This window comes from Haloactinomyces albus (assembly GCF_031458135.1).
Classification (GTDB): domain Bacteria; phylum Actinomycetota; class Actinomycetes; order Mycobacteriales; family Pseudonocardiaceae; genus Haloactinomyces; species Haloactinomyces albus.
The window spans coordinates 965740-988128 of sequence record NZ_JAVDXW010000001.1; the positions used below are offsets into that span (position 1 = coordinate 965740).

Annotated in this window: 20 protein-coding genes; 3 read left to right on the forward strand and 17 right to left on the reverse strand. The window is 67.0% G+C overall.

Annotated features, from left to right (window positions below; genetic code table 11):
- Positions 1 to 25 precede the first annotated feature (25 nt).
- Entirely contained in the window at positions 26 to 319 is a 294-nt protein-coding gene (locus JOF55_RS04480) for an acylphosphatase (RefSeq protein ID WP_310270003.1), read from the reverse strand.
- A 265-nt stretch (positions 320 to 584) separates the two neighbouring features.
- Between JOF55_RS04480 and JOF55_RS04485 the strand changes: the two genes are divergently transcribed.
- Both JOF55_RS04485 and JOF55_RS04490 read left to right on the forward strand, forming a co-directional pair.
- Positions 585 to 1175, forward strand: coding sequence for a hypothetical protein (locus JOF55_RS04485; RefSeq protein ID WP_310270006.1), 591 nt, complete (start codon positions 585 to 587; stop codon positions 1173 to 1175).
- The gene (locus tag JOF55_RS04490; protein ID WP_310270008.1) at positions 1172 to 1363 is read left to right on the forward strand and encodes a hypothetical protein; all 192 of its coding nucleotides are present in this window, start codon (positions 1172 to 1174) and stop codon (positions 1361 to 1363) included. Before JOF55_RS04485 ends, JOF55_RS04490 begins: the two co-directional genes overlap by 4 nt.
- Before the next feature lie 18 nt (positions 1364 to 1381).
- On the opposite strand, the gene JOF55_RS04495 is transcribed toward JOF55_RS04490, so the two are convergent.
- The 15 genes from JOF55_RS04495 to JOF55_RS04565 form a co-directional block, all read right to left on the reverse strand.
- Positions 1382 to 2029 (reverse strand): nucleoside/nucleotide kinase family protein, encoded by a 648-nt coding sequence (locus JOF55_RS04495; protein ID WP_310270011.1) that lies wholly within the window; start codon positions 2027 to 2029, stop codon positions 1382 to 1384.
- 61 nt (positions 2030 to 2090) lie between these two features.
- Entirely contained in the window at positions 2091 to 3563 is a 1473-nt protein-coding gene (locus tag JOF55_RS04500) for a sensor histidine kinase (RefSeq protein WP_310270014.1), read from the reverse strand.
- The gene (locus JOF55_RS04505) at positions 3560 to 4318 is read right to left on the reverse strand and encodes a response regulator transcription factor (protein WP_310270017.1); all 759 of its coding nucleotides are present in this window, start codon (positions 4316 to 4318) and stop codon (positions 3560 to 3562) included. The genes JOF55_RS04500 and JOF55_RS04505 overlap by 4 nt, the downstream gene beginning before the upstream one ends.
- A gap of 84 nt (positions 4319 to 4402) precedes the next feature.
- Positions 4403 to 6640: an ArnT family glycosyltransferase gene (locus JOF55_RS04510; RefSeq protein ID WP_310270019.1), complete on the reverse strand. Its 2238-nt coding sequence runs from the start codon at positions 6638 to 6640 to the stop codon at positions 4403 to 4405.
- Complete coding sequence (locus tag JOF55_RS04515; protein ID WP_310270021.1) at positions 6637 to 7914, reverse strand: bifunctional glycosyltransferase family 2/GtrA family protein; 1278 nt, start codon at positions 7912 to 7914, stop codon at positions 6637 to 6639. Before JOF55_RS04515 ends, JOF55_RS04510 begins: the two co-directional genes overlap by 4 nt.
- A 227-nt stretch (positions 7915 to 8141) precedes the next feature.
- Positions 8142 to 9056 carry a bifunctional DNA-formamidopyrimidine glycosylase/DNA-(apurinic or apyrimidinic site) lyase gene (mutM, locus tag JOF55_RS04520; RefSeq protein ID WP_310270023.1) on the reverse strand — a complete coding sequence of 305 codons (915 nt, stop codon included), beginning with the start codon at positions 9054 to 9056 and terminating at the stop codon, positions 8142 to 8144.
- Between the two features lie 57 nt (positions 9057 to 9113).
- Positions 9114 to 9872: a ribonuclease III gene (rnc, locus tag JOF55_RS04525; protein ID WP_310270026.1), complete on the reverse strand. Its 759-nt coding sequence runs from the start codon at positions 9870 to 9872 to the stop codon at positions 9114 to 9116.
- 12 nt (positions 9873 to 9884) lie between these two features.
- Entirely contained in the window at positions 9885 to 10067 is a 183-nt protein-coding gene (gene rpmF / locus JOF55_RS04530; RefSeq protein WP_310270031.1) for a 50S ribosomal protein L32, read from the reverse strand.
- Positions 10068 to 10069: 2 nt separating this feature from the next.
- Complete coding sequence (locus tag JOF55_RS04535; RefSeq protein ID WP_374727390.1) at positions 10070 to 10645, reverse strand: YceD family protein; 576 nt, start codon at positions 10643 to 10645, stop codon at positions 10070 to 10072.
- A 233-nt stretch (positions 10646 to 10878) separates the two neighbouring features.
- Positions 10879 to 11622, reverse strand: a complete 744-nt coding sequence (locus JOF55_RS04540) for a DivIVA domain-containing protein (RefSeq protein ID WP_310270037.1) — start codon at positions 11620 to 11622, stop codon at positions 10879 to 10881.
- A gap of 237 nt (positions 11623 to 11859) precedes the next feature.
- Positions 11860 to 12354 (reverse strand): pantetheine-phosphate adenylyltransferase, encoded by a 495-nt coding sequence (gene coaD / locus JOF55_RS04545; protein ID WP_310270039.1) that lies wholly within the window; start codon positions 12352 to 12354, stop codon positions 11860 to 11862.
- Positions 12355 to 12408: 54 nt separating this feature from the next.
- Positions 12409 to 12996 (reverse strand): 16S rRNA (guanine(966)-N(2))-methyltransferase RsmD, encoded by a 588-nt coding sequence (gene rsmD / locus JOF55_RS04550; RefSeq protein ID WP_374727391.1) that lies wholly within the window; start codon positions 12994 to 12996, stop codon positions 12409 to 12411.
- 124 nt (positions 12997 to 13120) lie between these two features.
- Entirely contained in the window at positions 13121 to 16498 is a 3378-nt protein-coding gene (locus JOF55_RS04555; protein ID WP_310270045.1) for a pyruvate carboxylase, read from the reverse strand.
- Between the two features lie 224 nt (positions 16499 to 16722).
- Positions 16723 to 18972: an ATP-dependent DNA helicase RecG gene (gene recG, locus JOF55_RS04560; RefSeq protein WP_310270047.1), complete on the reverse strand. Its 2250-nt coding sequence runs from the start codon at positions 18970 to 18972 to the stop codon at positions 16723 to 16725.
- Positions 18973 to 19139: 167 nt separating this feature from the next.
- Entirely contained in the window at positions 19140 to 20867 is a 1728-nt protein-coding gene (locus tag JOF55_RS04565; RefSeq protein ID WP_310270050.1) for a DAK2 domain-containing protein, read from the reverse strand.
- Positions 20868 to 21198: 331 nt separating this feature from the next.
- Between JOF55_RS04565 and rpmB the strand changes: the two genes are divergently transcribed.
- Positions 21199 to 21390, forward strand: coding sequence for a 50S ribosomal protein L28 (gene rpmB, locus JOF55_RS04570; RefSeq protein ID WP_310270052.1), 192 nt, complete (start codon positions 21199 to 21201; stop codon positions 21388 to 21390).
- A gap of 123 nt (positions 21391 to 21513) precedes the next feature.
- Here the strand turns inward: rpmB and JOF55_RS04575 are convergent, their stop codons facing one another.
- Positions 21514 to 22191 (reverse strand): uracil-DNA glycosylase, encoded by a 678-nt coding sequence (locus tag JOF55_RS04575; RefSeq protein ID WP_310270055.1) that lies wholly within the window; start codon positions 22189 to 22191, stop codon positions 21514 to 21516.
- Positions 22192 to 22389 lie beyond the last annotated feature (198 nt).

The window sequence follows — 22389 nt, forward strand, 5'->3', positions numbered from 1 at the left end:
CGGAGCGCCGGAAGGTATCCGCTGCTCACCGCTCCACGAACCCGGACAGGTCGCCTTTCGGTTGCGACCACTGCTCTGCGACATACTCCACTTCGCCCGGTGCCGCATCCGAACGCAGAGTATCGAGAAGCTGTTCACAGGCAGCACGAGGACCTTCGGCGACGATCTCGACCCTGTTGGCGGGCAGGTTGGTGGCGCTGCCGATCAACCCCAGTTCAAGTGCCCGCGCACGGGTCCACCATCGGAACCCCACGCCCTGTACGCGGCCGTGTACCCAGGCGGTCAGTCGAATCGATTCCGTATCCGTCACATCCGACATGATGCCGGATAACCGACTTGATCCTCTGTCCTGGTCAGCTCACATGTCGTTCATCGAGGCAAGATCGACATCGGGCGGGGCGAATCAACCCGCCGCACTGCGAAGGACCGCCCCCGCACACTCGGGAGTCACCTGATCGCTACCGTATTGCGAACGCGACACCTCCCAACACCGAAGACGGCCGTCGCGAGCACCTCGTGCCTACCGCGGGTGCCCGCCCGAAATCCCGGATCCTGCAACACAGGCTCACACGAGTGGGACACCGATGGACGCGATGCAGTACGAAGATCCCGACGCCCGGCCGAAGCGCCTGGTCGTCCTCGCAGGCGCAGGCATGGTGGTCGCCACCGGATTCGCCACGATCGCCGCGATGGCCCTGCCCGCTGTCCGGCACAGCACCGCCACGCCGAACATCATGGTCGATCCGAACGTGGTCGCCCGCAGCACCACGAGCTCGGCCCCGGCTTCGACCGGACGTTTCGCACCCGTGTCCCCGACCTCGGCACGAACTCGTGGGATGACCTGGTTCTCCTCGATTACCCGAAGCTCCGGTGACGAGGACGCGCGGGAAACGAATCACGACGGACACAGGTCGCCGACTCCTGCTCCGGGCAACCCGCAACCGCCCGGGGCACCGAAGCCACCGAGATCTGAGCCTCCTGCACCAACTCCAACCACCACGGATACGACTACGACCGGCACCACCACAACAACTACGACCGGCACCACCACGACCGGCACCACCACAACAACTACGACCGGCACCACCACGACCGGCACCACCACGACCACCGATCCTCCGGCTCCGGAAACATCATCGGAGAAAAAAGATTCCAAGGATCTGCCTACCCGATGAGCGAGCCGGCCGCTCATGCCTGCCGGTCGTTGTGTTCCTGGCACCGCACGCCCGCGGAGCTCGACGGCCTTCCGTTGCTGGCCTGCCGCGGATGCGGCTCACAGTGGATCCGCACCGAACCGTGGACTCCGATCGACCACACCGGTCGCATTCCCGACGATGTCCGCGCCGAGCTCGATCAGCGGTGAGGCTTTGCGGGCGTGCCGCTATGCCGGGTCGCCACGGACGAGAACGTCGGCGCGTGCTCGGGTGGGGGCGACGAGCGCGGCGTTGCTCTCGTCGCTGCGCTGCACCCACTCCCGCGCCTGCCCGGGAGACTTGCCGTGGTGAACATGGCGGGCGATGAGCCGGTCGAGGCGGCTGTCCTCGTCCGGCGCGAGGAACCACGCCTCGTCCAGCAGATCCCGCACCTGCGACCACGGGTCGCTGTCGAGCAGCAGGTAGTTTCCTTCGGTGATCACCAGCGGTATCTCCGGTGGCACGGCGATCGCCCCCGCGAACGACTCCTCGAACTCGCGGTGGAACTCCGGTGCGTACACCACCTCGGCGTCCGGCTCCCGGAGACGCCGTAGCAAGGCGAGGTAGCCCGCCACGTCAAAGGTGTCCGGCGCTCCCTTGCGGTGCTGCCTGCCGAGCCGGTGCAGTTGCCTCTCCGCGAGATGAAATCCGTCCATCGGTACCAGCACGGCCGAAGCACCGAGTTCGTCCAGCACCTTCCCGGCGACCGTCCCCTTGCCGGCACCGGGAGCACCGGCGATTCCGAGGATCCGTCGCTGTCCGCAGGAAGCCAGCACGCGGGCACGCTCGACCAGACCGAGGAGCCCGCCACCATGGACCACCGGTTCTCCGCGCATCGGTTCGAGGATACCGAGCGGTGCACGCGACCGACCGGGGCTGTGTCGATTTTCGGTGGTCTCACGTCAACGGCAACAGCACCCGGAACACCGTGCCCTCTCCGGTGGCGCTGAACAATTCGATCCGGCCGCCGTGCGCCCCCACGACAGCCGCCGCGATAGCCAGCCCCAACCCCGTACCACCGGTGGCCCTCCCACGTCCGTCGGCCACCCGATAGAAACGGTCGAAAATCCTGCCTGCGTGCTCGGTGGCGATGCCGGGACCGTCATCACCGATCTCCACCACGGCCAACCGCGTACCGGGCACGAGGTCGGAGCCGGTGGCAGCCACCGGCTCCCTCTCCCGGACCGTGCCGTAACCGGCGCTCATCCGGATACTCGCCTCCGGCGGAGTGTGCACGAGGGCGTTGGTCAGGATGTTGTCCAGAACCTGCCGCAGGCGATTCCGGTCGGCCGGGATACGGACGGGGGGATCCGGCAACGAAACCGCAATCCGCCGCTCGGGTGCGCGGGTGCGCGCATCGTGAACCACGTCGTCGAGCAACGGAACCAGATCGAGATCACCGAGCTCCAGCGAACGAGCCCGGTCCAGCCGTGCCAGCAGCAACAGGTCCTCGACCAGAGTGCCCATCCGTTGGGATTCCTGCTCGATCCGCGACATCAGCCGTGCCACATCCTCCGGTTCATCAGCACCGCCCTGGCGGTAGAGCTCGGCGAAACCGCGGATCGAGGTCAACGGCGTGCGCAGCTCGTGCGAGGCGTCGGCCACGAAATGCCGCAACCGCTGCTCGGACTGCTCACGTTCGTGGCGGGCCTCGGACAGACGCTCCAACATCGTGTTCAACGCCGCCGCCAGCCGACCCGGCTCGGTCCGGGAATCATGCTCGGGGACCCGACGGTCGAAGTCGCCTCCGGCGATCGTCTCCGCCGTCTGTTCGATACGGCTCAGCGGCAGCAGCCCCATGCGCACCACCACCGCGGCCACGACCGCCAGGACGATCAGGACGGCCGTGCCGACGATCACCTCGATCATCACCAGCCGGTTGACGGTGGCCTGGACGCCGACCAGCGACAGCGCCACTCCGATCACATCGCCCTCGGGCAGGATCTCGCAGCGCAGCCGCCACGGAGCACCGCCTGCGGTATCGGGAACGGTGATGGCCCCGCCCTGCTCGCACAGCGCGCGCATCCTCGTCGGCGCGACCCGTGGCGCGGAGGAGTCACCGGGAACTTGACCGATCACTCCCTGCAGACGATATTCGGAATCGAAGAACAGCACGCGGAAGTCGGTCGGCAGCTCGCGCTCCCCCACACCACCGGACGGAGGTCGGGGCGGTTCGGGAGGCGGCTGCCCTTCCCGCCACGGGTGAGCCAGGCCGGCGAGTCGTTCGTCCACTTTGCCCACCAGCGAGTGGTGCAGCAGCAGGGCACTGCTTCCGCCCACAGTGACCAGTCCGAGAGTGGTCAGCAACAGCAGGGCGAGCACAAGACGTGTGCGCAGTGTCCAACTTCCGGGACGCAGTAACCGCCTCACCTCCTGTCTCCTCGGTTGTCTCCGCCCTCGTCCCCACCGACGTCCTCCGGGCGCAGCCGCAGCATGTATCCGATACCGCGGATGGTGTGGATCAACGGCGGACCCATGAAGTCGATCTTGCGTCGCAGGTAGCTGATGTAGGACTCGACAACCCGACTGTCCCCGCCGAAGTCGTAGTTCCACACCCGGTCCAGGATCTGTACCCTGCTGACCACTTTCTCGGCATTGATCAGCAAGTACCGCAGCAGTTTGAATTCCGTCGGGGACAAGCTCACCAACCTACCCGCCCGGCGTACCTCGTAAGTGTCCTCGTCCAGCTCCAGATCGTGATATCGCAGCCGCGCGTCCGGCTGCTTCCCCTGCTGCGGCCGGACCCGCCGCAGGATCGCCTGCAACCGCAGCACGACCTCGTCCAGGCTGAACGGTTTGCTGACATAGTCGTCCCCACCAGCCGTCAGCCCCTCGATCCGGTCCTCGACCGTGTCCCGGGCCGTCAGAAACAGCACCGGCACACGATTTCCCTCCGCACGAAGTCGACGTGCGACGGTGAAACCGTCCTCATCGGGCAGCATCACATCCAGCACCACGATCTCCGGCAGGAATTCCTCCGCAGCACGCAGCGCTTCAGCGCCATCGGCCACCGCATGTACCTCGAAACCACTCAGGCGCAGCGATGCCGAGAGCAATTCGAGAATGTTGGGCTCGTCGTCGACGACCAACACGCGCGCCGGTACCTGGTCCGCGGTGCCTGTCACTGTTGCCTGCTCTCCTGACGTTATGGACGGGTGCACGCGGTGGCGGGCCGTATCGCAACCCGGTACGGCCCGCCACCGGCAGGTTCATTCCCGGCAATCGTAGAGCTGAACCGAACTCCCACCGGAGTTCTCCGAACCGCCGTACGCGGCAGGTTCGACAAGATCGCAGGACTCTCGGACCCACTGCGCACGCTCGCCGCCACGTTCCGGACCGGAGGGGACTCCCGCAGCACCGGAACCGGGGCTTGCGGAACCATCCTGACCCCCGGATCGCGCACCGCCGGGGAAACCGCCCGGCATCCCTCCGCCGGGACCTCCGCCGAGAAGGACGAACCCGAGCTGGTCCGTGTGTTGCCACCGGTTCAGCTGTGCCACGGTCGGGGCATCGTCGGCTCCGGTGAATCCACCCATGCCGACCACGGTCAGGTCCGAATGAATGATGTAGCCGGAAGCACGCATGGCTCCGCCGGTGGTGGCCAGCGGGATGGTCCGATCGCCCGCCTGCTCCGAGACATGATCCACGATGCGCTGCTGCTGCCGGGACAGCCCAGCACCACCGTCCATCGGGCCACCTCCCGCAGGTTCGAGCGCTGCCGGATCGCGGAGTCCTTCGGTATCCCCATCGCCGCTTCGCCCGGACGCCGAGCCGGGGACGTCCGAGGCATTCGGTCCATCCGGTATCCCACCACCCGGCGTTCTCCCGCCGGGACCGCCGGTGGCAGGCCCCGCTGTCGGATTGACTCCGCCCATGCCGCCGCCGCTCGCACCGAATGCGGTTGTCGCCGACCAGGTGGCGGGCACGGCCAGGATCGCGATCAGACTCAGCACCAGCGCAGAGCGGCCCACCACACGGGGCCACCACCACCGTCCGAGGCACGACAGCAAAACAGCGAGCGCTCCGGCTCCCCCGACCAGGTAAGCGGTCCACCCGTGCCAGTCGGGATGGCGTCGTACCAGCACGACGGCCCAGACAACGGTCACCGCCACTCCCAGCGGCAACAGCAGCCAAGCCCAGCCACACGATTGCCGATACCAGTCCCGGAACCGGATCAGACCAGCCCCGACGAGAGCTGCCACGGCGGGCGCGAGCATGGTCGTGTAGTACGGGTGCAGTGTGCCTTCCGCGAAGCTGAACACCAGGCCGGCCAGCAGCAGCCAGCCTCCCCAGAGTACCCAGCAGGCCGCCTGCGTACGGTCCGTCGAAAAGCTGCCACGCCCTCGGCGGACGGCGGCGACCAGCATCGAGATCAGCACGAGCCCACTCAACGGCAACAACCAGCCGATCTGCCCTCCGAGCTGCTCGTTGAACAGGCGCAGCGGGCCGGGACGGCCACCGAAACCGCCGCCCCCTCCGGGGCCGCCCTGCATCCGTGCGGCCATCCCGGCGGGAAGCTCCTCCGGGAGGGCGGGAGCACCCCCACCGGGACCGCCGACGCCCTGGCCGAAGATTCTGCCGAGGCCGTTGTAGCCGATGATCAGATTCCAGGCCGTACCGTCGGTGCTACCACCGATGTAGGGTTTCGGCGACGGCCACAGCGCCGTGACCGCCACCCACCAGAACGAGCCGACGAGCAGTGTCACCGCTGCCGCGCCGAGATCGAGCAATCGCCGTGGCCATGCGGCCCTGCTGCCGACGAGGTAGACCAGCACGAACACCGGGACGACGATCCAGGCCTGCAGCATCTTCGTGAGGAACCCGCAGCCGAGCAGGAAGGCCGACAGCACCAGCCACCGGGTGGCCCCGCTGCGGGAGGTTCTGCTGTGGGGCGAGTCGGCGGATGCCTGCACCGCTCGTGTGAGCGCGTAGGCGGCAGCCACCATGAGCAGCACGAGCAAGGTGTCCGGGTTGTTGTCCCGATTGATGGCCACCGTGATGGGGGTCAGCGCCAGCACCAGCGCAGCCGTCAGAGCCGCGTGCTCACCCGCCCACCGGCGTACCGTGCGGTGCAGCAGCAACACCGCGGCCACACCTTCCAGCACTTGGGGAAGCAGCAGCGCGACCGGGGAGTATCCGAGGATCCACACCGCGACGACCTGCGTCCACAGCGCCATCGGAGGCTTGTCGACGGTGATCACCCCGGCCGCGTCGAACGAACCGAACAGGAAGTTCTCGAAGCTCTGCGACATCGACTTGACCGCCGCCGAGTAGTAGGCATTGCCCCACGAGTCGCCGATGCCCCAGGCATAGAGGGTGGCGGCGAGGGCGCAGACAGCCGCCAGTGCAAGCCGGTACCGGATTCCACCTCGGGGCCGATCCGATGCGGCGGTCTCATCGGCGTCCGTGGTACCGGTCATGTCGGGGCCGGACGCGGCCGTGATCATTTCTTTTCCTCTCCGGCCTTGTTCCGAAAGACCCAAAGTCGCAACAGCACGAATCTGAGCGCCGTACCGACGACCGAGGACACGATCAGCACCGCAACCTCCAGCCAACGCGACGGGTCGGTAGTCATCGCCTGCAAGGCGAGCAATGCGCCCGAGGTCACCGAGTAGTAGAGGGCGAACACCAGTAGTCCCTGCAGGTGGACCCGCCCGGAGGGACCCGCCTGCCCGGTGAAGGTGTATCTGCGGTTCGCCTCGGTGTTCCACAGGGTCGTGAGCACCAGCGCCCCCATGTTCGCCACCAGTGGTGGCCACCACGTTCGCAAGATCGCGTACAGCACCGACGTGAACACCGTGGACACAGCCCCGATCACCCCGAAGGACAGCAGCTGCCAGAGCAATCCGCCCTCCCTGCTGGTGAGTACCGCCCGGGGATGTGCGGCACGCGGTTCGGGGCGTTGCGGCAGTCCCTCCACCCGGGTGGTGCCGCGGACCTTGCCACGCGCCACTCGGACCAGACCGGCGATGTCGTCGGCCGCGGTTTTGACCACCTGTACCCGGCTGTCGACATCCTCCACCCAGTCCACCGGAACCTCGTGCACCCGGAGCTCATTGTGCTCGGCGAGCAACAGCAACTCGGTGTCGAAAAACCACGAGTCATCCCGGATGTGCGGCAGCAGTGGGCGAATCACGTCCGTGCGTACTGCCTTGAAGCCGCACTGTGCATCCGAGAACCGTGCCCCATGGCTCCATCGGATGGCCGCGTTGTAGCACCGGGAGACGAACTCGCGCCGGGCACCACGCACCGTCCTCGATCCGGGCGCAAGGCGCGAGCCGACGGCAAGGTCCGAGTGTCCGTTGACCAGGGGTGCCACCAGGGGCAGTAGCGCATTCAACCCGGTGGACAGGTCCACGTCCATGTATACGACCACATCGGCATCGCTGTGTTCCCACGCTGTTCGCAGTGCCAGACCCCGCCCCTTGTGTTCGAGGCTGAGCACCCGGACCCTCTCGGTCGCCCCAGCCAGCTCGTGCGCCTTCCGCAGCGTGTGGTCGGTGCTGGCGTTGTCCACGATCGTGATGGACCAGTCGAAGGGAAAGCAGTTCTGCAAATGCTCGTGCAGAACCTGCACGCAGCCCGGCAACGAGCGTTCCTCGTTGTATACCGGGATGACGAGATCGACTGTGGCCGTAGCGGGCGAAACGGGATCATGCTCGTCCGCTCCGCTCCATCGTGCCGCGTCAACCGCATGGCTCGCAGCAGCGGCTGTACCCATCCGGCGATCACCTCTCTTCCCATGAACCGATCCGGGTGGACCGGCCATGTCCAGTAGGCCCGGCCACAGTGCGAACCTGCTGGACATTTTCTGGGAAGAGCCTGGGCATCAGTGCACCCGGACAGTACGAACAGAGCCTCCGACCGGCGAATTCACCCGCTCCAGCGAGCGGATCAAGGGCACGTTGCCAGGAAACTCACACACGATTGCCAGGCTGCCGACTCCACTCACCAGTGCGCGTTGCGCGGGGTCGGCTGACAGCCGGGACAGGTGTAGGCGGACCGATTCATGAAGGTGTCCCGGCGGACCGTGGCGGCGCAGGTGGGACACTCCCTGCCGCTCTGCCCGTACACCGCCAGGGATCGATCGAAATATCCGGACTCACCGTTGACGTTGACGTACAACGCATCGAACGACGTCCCCCCGGCCCGCAGGGCATCGTGCATGACGTCGATGACCGCGTCGAGCAGCCTGCGCACCACGGGCCGCGTCAGGGTCGCTGTGGGACGTGCCCAGTGCAGCCCGGCCCTCCACAATGCCTCGTCCGCATAGATGTTGCCGATCCCCGAGATCAGCGACTGATCGAGCAGTGCCCGCTTGATACCGGTGCGCCGGGCCCGCACCGCCTCGGCGATCGCCTCCCGATCGAAGGCCGGCTCCAGTGGATCCGGGGCGATATGGGCGATCGGCGCCGGGACGAGAACGTCATTCACGGACACGAGCGAGGCCAGGCTCAACCCCCCGAACGTGCGCTGATCGACGAACCGTAGCTCGTCGCCGCCGCCGTCGAACCGCAACCGCACCCGTAGGTGCTTCTCGTCCGGTACGTGCTCGGGCTGCACCCGCAACTGGCCGCTCATGCCCAGATGCGTCAGCAGTGCCTCACCGGCTGCCTTCGGAGAAGCCGCCACGGTGCTCGCCGCGGCTTCGGCCGCATCACCGAGTTCCAGCCACAGATACTTGCCACGGCGCCGGGCCGCCACCAGGCGGCGACCCGTCAACCGCGTCGCGAAGTCACCGGCCCCGGCGCTGTGCTTGCGTACCGCGCGCGGATGCAGTACTTCCACGTCCGCCACGGTGCGGTCCACGACGTGCGCGGCGACACCGCGACGGACGACCTCGACTTCGGGTAACTCGGGCACGGGCGACAATCCTCGATCATGCGCCGGGACCATTCCACCGGCGGGTGTCTGCGGCGATCACGCCGAAGGCGGCTCGCCCGCGTTTCCGGCAACCTGCTTGACGTGCTCGGACAGCACCTTCCAGGCAGCCTCGGCGGCCTTCTGCTCCGCGTCCTTCTTCGTCCGGCCCGAACCCTGCCCCAGGGCGTCGCCACCCACCGTGACGAAGGCGCTGAACTCCTTGCGGTGATCCGGCCCCTGCTCCTCCACGCGGTATTCCGGAACACCCAGTTCGGCAGCCGCCGTCAGTTCCTGCAGGCTCGTCTTCCAGTCCAAACCGGCACCGAGCTGCGGTGCTTCGGTCAGCAACGGCTGAAACAGCCGGTGGATCACCGACCGAGCCACATCGATACCGTGCTGCAGGTACACCGCACCCAGCACGGCCTCCAGACTGTCGGCGAGGATGCTCGCCTTGTCCCGGCCTCCGGTCAACTCCTCGCCACGCCCGAGCAGCAGGTACTCACCCAGTCCGCCCTCGCCGAGTTCTCGCGCGACACCGGCCAGCGCGTGCATGTTGACCACGCTCGCCCGCAGCTTCGCCAGCTGCCCCTCGGGCAAATCCGGGTGATCGCCGTACAGGTGATCCGTGATCACCAGTCCGAGCACGGCATCGCCCAGGAACTCCAGCCGTTCGTTCGGCTCCAGCCCACCGTTCTCGTACGCATACGACCGGTGGGTGAGAGCAAGAGTGAGTAGCTCGGCGTCGAAATCGACGCCGAGCGCCTCAATCAGAGTGGTTCGGTCCGCGGCGCGGTTCCGGGGTTGCTTTCCCCCCATTGTGACCGTCTATCAGGCGGGCTCGACGACCTGGCGGCCGTCATACTGTCCGCAGGACGGGCACACGACGTGCGGCAGCTTCGACTCACGGCAGGCGCGGTTCGAGCACTTCACCAACGTCGGCACCGAAGCCTTCCACTGCGAGCGGCGGTGACGGGTGTTGGACCGCGACATCTTGCGCTTCGGAACAGCCACGACTAGTTCTCCTCCTCGATCCTGCCGAACCGCTCACGCAATGCGGCCCAGCGAGGGTCCATCGTCTCATGATGATGCTGGGGGTCGAGTTCGGCCCATTTGACACCGCATCCGGCGCACAGCCCCTGACAGTCCGGCGAGCACAACGGCGCGGGCGACAGTGACGTCAGCACCGTATCCCGCACCAACGGTTCGAGGTCGATCAAGTCGTCCTCGACCCTGCTGACCTCGTCCTCATCGGTGCTGGTGTCGGTGGCGCTCTCCGGATATGCGAACAGTTCCCGGAACTCGACCTCGACCTCGTCGGAGACCGGATCCAGGCATCGTGCGCACTCGCCGGTCAGCGAGGCCCGGGCGGTCCCGGACACCAGCACGCCTTCCACCACTGCTTCCAGCAGCAGGTCGAGTTCGATCGGCTCGCCTTCCGGAACCCGGACCATGTCAAGTCCGAAACCGGCAGGAGCCGGTGGGCGGCGTGTGTATCTGCGACTGGCACCCGCTCGGCGACCGAAGTCCCTGGTATCGATCACCCAGGGGCCGGTTCGAGCAGCACGCTCACCATCGTGGTTCTGAGACATCACAGGTTTCGGGTAGGCACGTCGGATCCCGACCGAGAGCCGGGACAGTATGGGCACAGCCGACCCCGCACGCCCGCGTAAATCATCCGGAAAGCCGCTCCCGGGAACCATTCTCGGGGAACCATTCGCAGGGAACCGTCCTCGGGAAGCCGTTCCGGCGCGGATCGCTCCAGGCCAGCCCTTCCAGGCTACGCGACGAGGTCGACGAAAAGGAAATCACCCCGGTGCCATCCTCAGTGCTCACGGCCGGAGGAGCCGTTGCCGGACGGTTGCCAATCCTCGTAGTCGAACGGTGCCCCCATCGGGCTACGCAACTGCTGTCTGCCCTTACCCACCGTCCGCAGCGTACGTCCGAGCAGATCCTCGAAGTCGGCCAGCCGGGAGTCGACGTACGCGTCACACTCGCTACGCAGCCGCTCCGCGTCCTCATTCGCCTCGTCGACGATCCGTTTGGACTCCGTGTGCGCCTCCTGCACGACCTCGGCCTCGGCGACGAGTCGGGCCTGTTCCGACTTCCCCTCGTAGATCGACTGTTCGTAGGCGGCGCGACCCGCCTGCACCATCCGGTCGGCCTCCGACTGGGCACGGCTGACATAGTCCTCGTACTCCCGGCGACCGTTGGTGATGGTCTGCTCGGCCTCCGCCTGCGCCTCGGAGACGATTCGCTCCGCGCGTTCCCGCGCGTCGGAGAGGAGCTGCTCGGCTTCGGCCCTTGCCTCGGAGGATGTCTTGTCCGCCTCGGAGCGCGCGTCCGTGAGGTTCTTGTCCGCCTGCGTCTGGGCCTTGGACACGACCTCGTCCCGGTGATCGAGCACATCCTGAGCGTCGTCGAGCTCCGACGGAATGGCATCCCGCACGTCATCGAGCAGTTCCAGAACATCACCACGAGGCACCACGCACCCCGAGGTCATGGGCACACTCCGCGCTTCCTCGACGATCGTCACGAGCTCGTCGAGCGCCTCGAACACCCGGTACACGTCGATCTCCCTGCCGTCTTCTCCACCCTGAGGGGCAGACCTCCCCGGCTTTCCGGGGCGGCCTCTCCGAGGCACAAGCGTCTCAGAACACACCGCGCCGGCGGTGATCACCCCGTTACCCGGCCACTGTGATCCAGTTTGCCCGTACCGAACGGCACCGTGCGGAATATCGCCGTCACCCGCGTGTCCGAGCAGCCGCTCGAGCGTCTTCCCGAGTCGCCGAACCCGGGAGATTCCCTACTTCCGGTCGGCTTCCTGCTCGGCGAGTCGGTCGAGCAGACGCTGCTCGATCTTGGGCGGCAGCAGGTTCGACACATCGCCGCCATACGTGGCGACCTCTTTGACCAGAGAACTCGCCAGGAAGCTGTACTCCGGATTGGTCGACATGAACAACGTCTCCACGCCGGACAGGCGCTGATTCATCTGCGCCATCTGCAGCTCGTAGTCGAAGTCGCTGACGGCCCGGAGCCCCTTGACGATCGCGCCGATGCCGTGCGCCTGGCAGTAATCCACCAGCAACCCGTGCCAGGAGTCGATCCGCACGTGCGGCCACTGCGTGGTGACCTCACGCAGCATCTCGATCCGCTCGTCGACGTCGAACAGGGTGTTCTTGTTCTTGTTGATCAACACCGCGATGACGACTTCGTCGAACAAGCCCGCTGCTCGCTCGATAATGTCCAGATGACCATTGGTGACCGGGTCGTAAGAGCCTGGACAGACGGCACGCCTCATGAGCGAAGACGGTAGCAGCACGGAACCCCACCGCTCAGGGCGAGGTGGTGCGGGTCACTCGATTGCATCGTCGAGTGCCGCATCCGGGCCTGCGTGCACGGCCCAGTACACCACCGTGTCGCCGTAGTTCTTGTGCCGCGAGACCACCAGAGGTTCCGGCCATCGGGGCTCGTCGCTCTGTACGGGCCGCTCCACGATCACCAGGCTTTCCGGGGCGGTCCAGCCATGGGTGACCAGCAGGCCGTACTCCTGATTCAACTGGGCGGAGTCCACGGCATAAGGCGGGTCGATGAGCACGAGGTCGTACGGCTCGCGTGGCCGTGCGGCCAGTGCGGCCGCCACCGTCGTCTGCTCGATGCGCACGTGCCGCAGTCCCAGCTTCTCGGCGTTGCGACGCAGCAGCCGCGCCGCACGCCGGTCGGATTCCACGAAGGTGGCCTGCGCCGCCCCGCGGGAGAGCGCCTCGAGCCCGAGAGCACCGGAACCCGCGTAGAGGTCGAGAACCCGGAGGCCGGACAGATCCAGCGCCGATTCGAGGGCGCTGAACAGGGACTCCCGAACCCTCTCCCGAGTGGGTCTGGTACCGCGCGGCGGTACCTCGATTCTCCGTCCGCCTGCGCTGCCTGCCACGATCCGCATCACCCGGCCATCATCCCAGCCCGCCGTGCACGGCTTGCGCGGCACGTGGAGATGACGTACTCCGCATGAACGAGGGGCGTCCGTAACCGGTCCCTCCGGCCCCGGACGCCCCTCACTTCTGGAGCCGTCAGCCCAGTTCGATGATGAGGTCTCCCCCCTCGACCTGCTGCACCGAACCGATCGCGACCCGCTTGACCGTGCCACTCTGCTGCGCGGTGATCGCGGCCTCCATCTTCATCGCCTCGATCGTGGCCACGGTCTGACCGGTCTCCACCACGTCGCCCTCGGCGGCCGAGAGTGTCACGACGCCGGAGAACGGCGCAGGAACGTGGCTCAGGTTGGACCGATCGGCCTTCTCCGCGACCGGCAAATCCGAGGCCACCGAGCGATCCCGTACCTGGATGGGACGCATCTGGCCGTTGAGGATCGCCATGACGGTCCGGACACCGCGTTCATCGGCCTCACTGATCGCCTCCAGCCCGATGAGCAGTCGCACACCGGGTTCGAGGTCCACCGAGTACTCCTCACCGGGGCTCAGCCCGTAGAAGAAGTCCTTGCTGCGCAGCAGCGACGTGTCGCCGTAGTTGTGGCGATGCTCGGCGAAATCCTTGGTGGGCTTGGTGAACAAGAGCCGGTTGAGCGTATGGCGCCGGTCGTTGACCAGCCCCTCTCGATCCTCCGCGGACAGTTCGGCCACCGCGCTTGCCTGCGTGCGTCCCTGGAGCGCACGGCTGCGGAACGGCTCCGGCCACCCGCCGGGCGGGTCGCCGAGTTCTCCCTTGAGGAAGCCGATCACCGACTCCGGCACGTCGAACTTGGCGGGATCCTCCTCGAAATCGCCCGGATCCACACCAGCACCGACCAGGTGCAGTGCGAGATCTCCCACCACCTTCGACGACGGGGTGACCTTCACCAGCCTGCCGAGCATGCGGTCGGCTGCGGCATACATCGCCTCGATCTCTTCGAACTTGTCACCGAGTCCCAGCGCGACGGCCTGGGTGCGCAGATTGGACAGCTGCCCACCGGGGATCTCGTGGTGGTAGACGCGACCGGTCGGCGAGGCCAGCCCGGCCTCGAACGGCTTGTAGATCTTGCGGACCGACTCCCAGTAGGGCTCCAGGTCACAGACCGCACCCAGGTCGAGTCCCGTGGCTCGATCGGTGTGGTCGGTGGCCGCCACCACCGAGGAGAGCGCGGGCTGCGACGTCGTTCCCGCCAGCGACGCGGAGGCGCCGTCGACGGCATCCACTCCGGCCTGAATGGCCGCCAGGTACGTCGCGAGCTGGCCGCCCGGCGTGTCATGGGTGTGCAGGTGCACCGGGAGATCGAATTCCCGGCGCAGCGCCGAGACCAGCGTGGCCGCTGCCGGTGGGCGCAGCAGGCCCGCCATGTCCTTGATGGCCAGCACGTGCGCACCGGCTTCGACGATCTCCTCGGCCAGCCGCAGGTAGTAGTCCAGCGTGTACAGCTTCTCCGAGGGATCGGACAGGTCCGCCGTGTAGCACAGCGCGACCTCGGCGACCGACCGCCCGGTGCCCCGCACCGCCTGAATCGCCGGGCGCATCTGCTCGACATCGTTGAGCGCGTCGAAGATGCGGAAGATGTCGATACCGGTGTCGGTGGCCTCCTGCACGAAATGCTCGGTCACTTCGGTGGGGTAGGGCGTGTAGCCGACGGTGTTGCGCCCGCGCAGCAGCATCTGCAAGCAGATGTTCGGTGCTGCTTCGCGCAGCGCGGCCAACCGTTCCCACGGATCCTCGGCCAGGAAGCGCAACGCCACGTCGTAGGTTGCCCCGCCCCAGCACTCCAGCGACAGCATCTCCGGTGTCATCCGGGCCACGTGCGGGGCGACCGCCGCGAGATCCTTGGTGCGTACTCGGGTGGCCAGCAGCGACTGGTGGGCATCCCGGAAAGTCGTATCGGTGACACCCACCGCATCGGATTCACGCAACCAGCGGGCGAAGCCCTCGGGGCCGAGTTCGGTGAGCTTCTGCTTCGAACCGGCGGGTGGCTCCACCGACAGGTCCACATCGGGCAGCTTGGCCGCTGGTTCGGGCGCCGTCGGGCGTTCACCGTTGGGTCGGTTGACCGTCACATCGGCCAAGTAGCTCAGCAGGCGCGTCCCCCGGTCCGCGGAATGCCGCGCGGTCAGCAGATGCGGGCGCTGCTCGATGAACGAGGTGGTGATCCTTCCCTCGGCGAAGTCCGGATCGTCCAGAACCGCCTGCAGGAACGGGATATTGGTGGCCACACCGCGGATCCGGAACTCCGCGACCGCACGGCGCGCCCGGGCCACGGCAGTAGGGAAGTTCCTGCCTCGACAGGAGAGCTTGACCAGCATGGAGTCGAAGTGCGCGCTGACGCTGGTTCCGGCGAAGGCGGTGCCACCGTCCAGCCGGACACCCGCGCCGCCGGGTGAGCGATAGGCGCTGATCATGCCCGTGTCCGGACGGAAACCGTTGGTCGGGTCCTCGGTGGTGATTCGGCACTGCAGGGCGGACCCGCGCAGCCGAATCGTGTCCTGGGTCATGCCGAGGTCTTCGAGTGTTTCCCCGCTGGCGATGCGCAGCTGGGACTGCACGAGGTCGGCATCGGTGACCTCCTCGGTCACGGTGTGCTCGACCTGGATGCGGGGATTCATCTCGATGAACATGTGACGACCGTGCTCATCGACGAGGAACTCCACGGTGCCCGCGTTGACGTAGCCGATGTGCTCGGCGAAGGCCACGGCGTCGGCGCAGATCCGCTCGCGCAGGTCGGGGTCGAGATTGGGCGCCGGAGCGATCTCGACGACCTTCTGATGCCTGCGCTGTACCGAGCAATCACGCTCGTAGAGGTGGACGATGTTGCCCGAGCCGTCGGCGAGGATCTGCACCTCGATGTGGCGGGGATCGACCACGGCCTGTTCGAGAATCACCGTCGGATCCCCGAAGGCCGACTCGGCCTCGCGCATCGCCGCTTCCAGCGCCTCGCGCAGGGATTCGAGTTCGTTGACGCGGCGCATCCCACGCCCGCCACCACCGGATACGGCTTTGACGAACACCGGAAACCGCATGCCCTCGGCCACGCTCATCAGCTCGTCGATGTCGCTGGAGGGGTCCGAGGAATCCAGCACCGGTACCCCGGCGTCGCGAGCGGCTTGGACCGCTCGGGCCTTGTTCCCGGTGAGCTGCAGAATATCGTGGTTCGGGCCGACGAACGTGATCCCCGCCTCGTGGCAGGCTCTGGCCAACTCCGGATTCTCCGAGAGGAAACCGTAGCCCGGGTAGACGGCGTCTGCTCCCGCTCGCCTCGCCGCTTTGATGATCTCCTCGACGGATAGGTAGGCGCGAACCGGGTGGCCGGGCTCGCCGATCTCGTAGGACTCGTCGGCCTTCAGCCGATGTAGCGAGTTGCGGTCTTCATAGGGAAACACAGCAACAGTGCCCGCTTGAAGCTCATATCCGGCGCGGAAGGCTCGGATTGCGATCTCGCCGCGGTTGGCGACGAGGACCTTGCGGAACATGCCGGCTACCTCCTGGCACAGGTGTCGGACGATCTGCAAACACTACCCCGAAAATTCTCCCTTTCGGGAGTGCCTCCCGCGTGATGGGAATCATTCGCATTTCCCGATAGCCCTGTGACCAGCCTGGCTCGAGCACAGAAACAAGAAGACACCGGAGGAAAATTTTTCAAAATTTTTTACACAGCGAATATGCTGCCACTTCACACGCTCCCATGCGGAGCAGGTTAACTCTTCTCCAGGAATTCGGCGCGCTCCTCGTCGACCAGTTCGGCGACCATACGTGCCAGCCCCGGGTGCTCCCGAAGTTGCGGATCATCGCCGACGACGTGCTCGGCTTCCTCGCGTGCCCGGGCGATCACGTCCTCGTCGCGCAGCAGCGACAGCATCTTCAGCCCCGACTTCCGACCCGACTGCGTGGCCCCGAGGATGTCGCCTTCCCTGCGCAACTGGAGATCGACTCGAGCGAGCTCGAACCCGTCGGTGGTCGCGGCGACCGCGTCGAGCCGCTCCCGCGTGGCCGTACCCGCCATCGCCTCACTGACCAGCAGGCACAGCCCCGGTGCGCTGCCCCGGCCGACACGTCCACGCAGCTGGTGCAGTTGACTGACTCCGAACCGCTCGGCGTCCATGATCACCATGGCGGTTGCGTTCGGCACGTCGACACCGACCTCCACGACCGTGGTCGCCACGAGCACATCGAGCTCTCCCGCGGCGAAGGCCCGCATCGCGGCATCCTTGTCCTCGGCCGGAAGCCTGCCGTGCAGCACGCCCAATCGCAGGTCCGCCAGTGGTCCCTCGCGCAACCGTGCGGCAATGTCGATCACCGCCAGCGGCGGACGTTGCTGTCGATTTCCGCCGTCCCGGGGTGATTCCTCCGTACCGTCCTCGGCGAAGGAGGCCGGTTCGTCGCGGGACGAACTGCCCTCCGCGGCCTCGTCATCGCCGACCCTCGGACACACGACATAGACCTGGTGACCTGCTGCGACCTCCTCGCACACGCGCTGCCACACCCGGTCGAGCCAGTTCGGTTTCTCGGCGACGGGCACGACACTGGTGCTGATCGACGCACGACCATGCGGCAGTTCCCGCAAGGACGAGGTTTCCAGGTCGCCGTAGACGGTCATGGCCACCGTGCGCGGAATGGGGGTGGCCGTCATGACCAGCACGTGCGGTGCGGCCGCAGCACCACCGCGAGCCCGCAACGCATCCCGCTGTTCGACGCCGAAGCGGTGCTGCTCATCGACCACCACGAGCCCGAGATCCGCGAACGACACTCGGTCCTGGAGAAGCGCGTGGGTACCGACCACGATGCCCGCGCTCCCGGATGCGGCATCCAGCATCGCCTGCTTGCGCTGTGCCGTGGACAACGAGCCGGTGAGCAGAGTGACACGGGTGGCCTGCTCGGCACCGTCGAGTTCGCCCGCCCGGGCGAGATCGCCCAGCAACCCCGTCAGGGAACGCGCGTGCTGGGCGGCCAGCACCTCGGTCGGGGCGAGCATCGCCGCCTGCCGTCCGGAGTCGACGACCTGCAGCATGGCCCGCAGCGCTACCACGGTCTTGCCGCTGCCCACCTCGCCCTGCACGAGTCGGTTCATCGGATGTTCGGTGGCCAGGTCCGCGGCGATTCGCTCCCCGATTTCCCGCTGCCCGGTGGTGAGGTCGAATGGCAGCCGTTGGTCGAAAGCAGCCAGGATGCCGTCCTCGGCCGGCGGCGAGGCCGGGGCCGAACGTTCCTGCGAAGCACCCCGCAACCGAGCCAGCGCGAGCTGCACGCCCAGTGCCTCGTCCCATTTCAGGCGTTGCCCGGCCGATTCCACCTCGGAGAGATCGCGCGGCCGGTGAATCGTGTGCAGCGCCTCCTGCAACCCCATCACCCCGGCACGCTCGCGCAATGCCTCGGGCAACGGATCCTCGGTGCCGTCCCAGACATCCAGAACCTGACCGACACAGCGCGCGATGGACCACGATGGCAGCCCCTGCGCGGCGGGATAGACCGGAATCAACGCCGCGGCGAATTCCTCGGCCGCCGAATGGACCTCATCACCGCCGGCCTCGGTAGCCGATCCCGCATCGAACAGCTGATATTCGGGATGGGCGAGCTGTAACTGATGCCGGTAGGCGGTCACTTTGCCTGCGAACATGCCTTGCCTGCCGGGAAGCAGTTCCCGTTCCCGCCATGCCTGATTGAAGAAGGTACAGGTCAATGAACGGTGCCCATCGGTGATCCGAGCTTCGACGATCGTGCCACGCCGCGAACGCATGGTGCGCTTGCTCACGCGTTCCACCTGCGCCAGCACCGTGGCATGCTCCCCGATCTCGAGACCGGCGATAGCGGTCAGCTCCCCGCGCTCGGCGTACCGACGCGGATAGTGGCGTAGCAGGTCACCCACCGTGGCCAGGCCGAAGGCCGAATCGAGCGCCCTGGCCGTCTTCGCTCCCAATACCCGATCGAGTTTCGCGTCTCCCGCCGTCATCGCTTCACCAGCTCCGCTTCGTCCCTCTCAACGCGGCACGTTATCGGGCATGACCGACAACCGCCGCCGTGTCCGGATTGCCGAACAGTGTCCAACCGTTTCGGATTCCGCGGGTATCCGCGCACGGACGAACCGGGCTGCACACCGAACCGATCGTTACGGACACGCTATTCCACTCCCAGCAGAAGCACCGCGGCGAGATTTCCGGCACGGTGGCAGTGGAACTCGACCTCCGGATGGGCACGGTGGAGATGCCGGGCGAACTCCTCCGCCAGGGAGTCCGGTGCGTGGTCATCCACCAACGCGGTGACCAGTTCCCCGCCCGCCGTCAGCATCCGGTCCACCAGCTCGCACGCCGCCGTGACGAGGTTATCGCCGATCAGCACGACCTCCCCGTCGGCCAGCCCGAGAACATCACCCGGCTGGCAGTAGCCCACCCAGGTCAGCGCCTGCCGTACCGTGACGATCAACTCTCCCCGGCGGGTCGCAGCCGCTGCCTCGGCCAGAGCCACCGCATCCTCGGCCGTTCTGCGATCCGGGTCGTGTACGGCCAGCGCAGCCAGCCCCTGCACCGGAGAAGCACTCGGCACGACCACGACCTCACGTCCGTCGCCGACCGCCCGCCCCGCAGCCTCCTCGGCAATCGGCATCAGCATCTCGTCGTTCGGCAGCACCAGCACGTGTGCCGCCTTCGTCGCGATGATCGCCGCGATCATGTCGTCGGTCCCGGGGGCACGGTGAGAGTCGATCATGAGCACGCAGGCCCCCTCGGAGCGAAACAAGGCCGCGAGCGCCTCGCTGCGCGCACACGCGAGTACGACTGCTCCGGTTCCGGCGGCCCGGCGGGGTACGACGGCCCGGGTTCCGGCCGTCCCGGCGGGATTATCGGTGGGGTTATCGGTGGGAATCGGGGTGGAGACGGCCCCGGGCACCTGGTCGGCGAAGCGCGTCACCCGGATCCCGTGCACCCGTCCGAGTTCGATGCCCGACTCGATGGCGGCACCGATATCGTCACAGTGCACGTGCACCGCCCAGGACTCACCATCGACCCAGGATTCACCGTCGGCACCGATGCCCGAACCGGCACAGGCCACCGAGCCATCACCGACAACGGAGACACAGTCGCCGAGACGGGACAGCGTCTCCTGCAGCCGCACGGTGTCGTCCGAGCACGCGCCCGAGAGCAGGTACATGACTTCGTAGGAGTAAGCGGACTCGTGGCCCGGCGACGTCACCGGGGCGCTCTCGGACCGTCCTTGCAGGGACAACCGCTGTTCGGCAGCCAGTCGCTCACCATCGCGAACCACCGCATGCAGCATGTCGAGCAGCACCACGAGCCCGCGGCCACCGGCGTCGACCACGCCCGCGGCCTGCAATACGGGAAGTTGCCGGGTGGTTTCGTCCAACGCACGAACCGAGGCCTCCGTTGCCGCCCGCACCACGGTGGGCAGGTCCGTCCCGGCCTCCCGCGCAGCTTGCACGGCCGAGTGCAGCACCGACAGCAAGGTGCCCGCGCGAGGTTCGGCCACAGCCCGGATGGCCCGTGACTCGGCCCGCTCCAAAGCCCCGCGAATCATGCTCCCGTCCATCGCCGACACTCCCCCGGGCTCCTCGGCAAGGCCCCGCAGCATCTGCGACAGCAGCATTCCCGAGTTCCCTCGTGCCCCGGTGAGGGCGCCCCTCGCGAGAGCTCCGAGAACGCTCTCGGGCGTCTCCGGCCCGGCCTCGATCGCGGCCACGGCCGAACGCATGGTCTGCAGGAGATTCGTACCGGTGTCGTTGTCGGCCACCGGGTAGACGTTGATGCGGTCGATGGCCTCCCGGTCACCGGCCAATGCCGTCACCGAGAGCTCGGCCCACTGCCGGACCGCCGCGCCATCCAGCACCTGCAACACCCTTGCCCTCCTATGCCACGGTGAGGCCGCTCGCACGGTGCGCACGAGAATATCCGCACCGGTACCACTCGCCCGGCAGTGCCGCGCGAGCGAGGTGTTTTCGGGCGCCCACAGCAGGTGGGTTAGACTGTGCCAGTTCCTGGAAGCCGTGTAGCGGCTCGCCGGGACGGTGCCGCCGGAGGCGGGGTGTCCAGCACGCGCAGTCACCCTGGGTGGTGAGACCGCACGTGAGTGTGGATCGCTCGCGTGGCCTCTCCTCGCTGTCACCGCAGCGAGAGTTCCCCCGCCGCAGGCGAGGGAGGATATCGACGCAAAGTTAGGGGTGTCTGACGTGGCTGCCGTTTGCGACGTCTGCAACAAGGGGCCGGGCTTCGGCATGTCGGTCTCACACTCGCACCGGCGTACCAAGCGCCGGTGGAATCCGAACATCCAGACCGTGCACGCGAAGATCGGTCTTTCGCAGCGTAAGCGCATGAACGTGTGCACTTCCTGCCTGAAGGCAGGCAAGGTCGTGCGGGGCTGACTCCACCACGGCCGACGAACTTCCCCCGGGACGGCTCAGACGTCCCGGGGTTTTTTACTGCCGAGGCCGAAAACCTCGAGACGGCGGTTCGGCAGTCATCCACGCAGACCTACAGAGCGGGCTTCAGGGCAGCGTCCAGTCGATGGGGTCGGCCCCCTGCTCGCGCAGGAGTTCGTTCGCCCGGCTGAACGGCCGCGACCCGAAGAAACCCCTGTCCGCCGACATCGGGCTCGGATGCGGCGACTCGATGCACGGCACGTCCGGCATCAGCGGACGCAGGCTCCGAGCATCACGCCCCCACAGGATCGCCACCATCGGCTCGGAACGTCCGGCCAGCGCCCGGATGGCCTGGTCGGTGACCTCTTCCCAGCCCTTGCCCCGGTGCGAGGCGGACTTGCCCGGCTGCACGGTCAGTGCGCGGTTGAGCAGCAACACTCCGCGCTCGGTCCACGGGGACAGATCACCATTGGTGGGCAGCGGATGCCCCAGATCCTCGGAGTACTCCCGAAAGATGTTGTTCAGGCTGCGCGGGACGGGGTGCACATCCGGGGCGACGGCGAAACTCAGGCCTATCGGATGACCGGGTGTCGGATAGGGGTCCTGCCCCACGATCAGCGCGCGCACCCCGTGAAAAGGCTGCTGGAACGCCCGCAGCACGTTCTCCCCGGCCGGGAGATACTGCCTGCCCGCGGCCACCTCGGCACGCAGAAAGTCGCCCATCGCGGCGATCCGGTCCGCCACCGGCTCCAGTGCCTCGGCCCAGCCGGGCTCCATGATCTCGTTCAAGGGACGTGCGCTCACACCGGAAACCCTAGCGAGAAAGCCGATCAACTCCGCACGCGCCCCCGAACTCCTCCGCAACATCACCGTCCGAAGGAATCGGTCTATTTGGAGATTTTGATCACACTCTTTCGGGTGTAGTGCCGATGCCGATCCACGATCGACCGCCGCACCGGAAACCGAGTCGTGCTCTTCCCGAATCAGCAGCTGTCGCGGTCA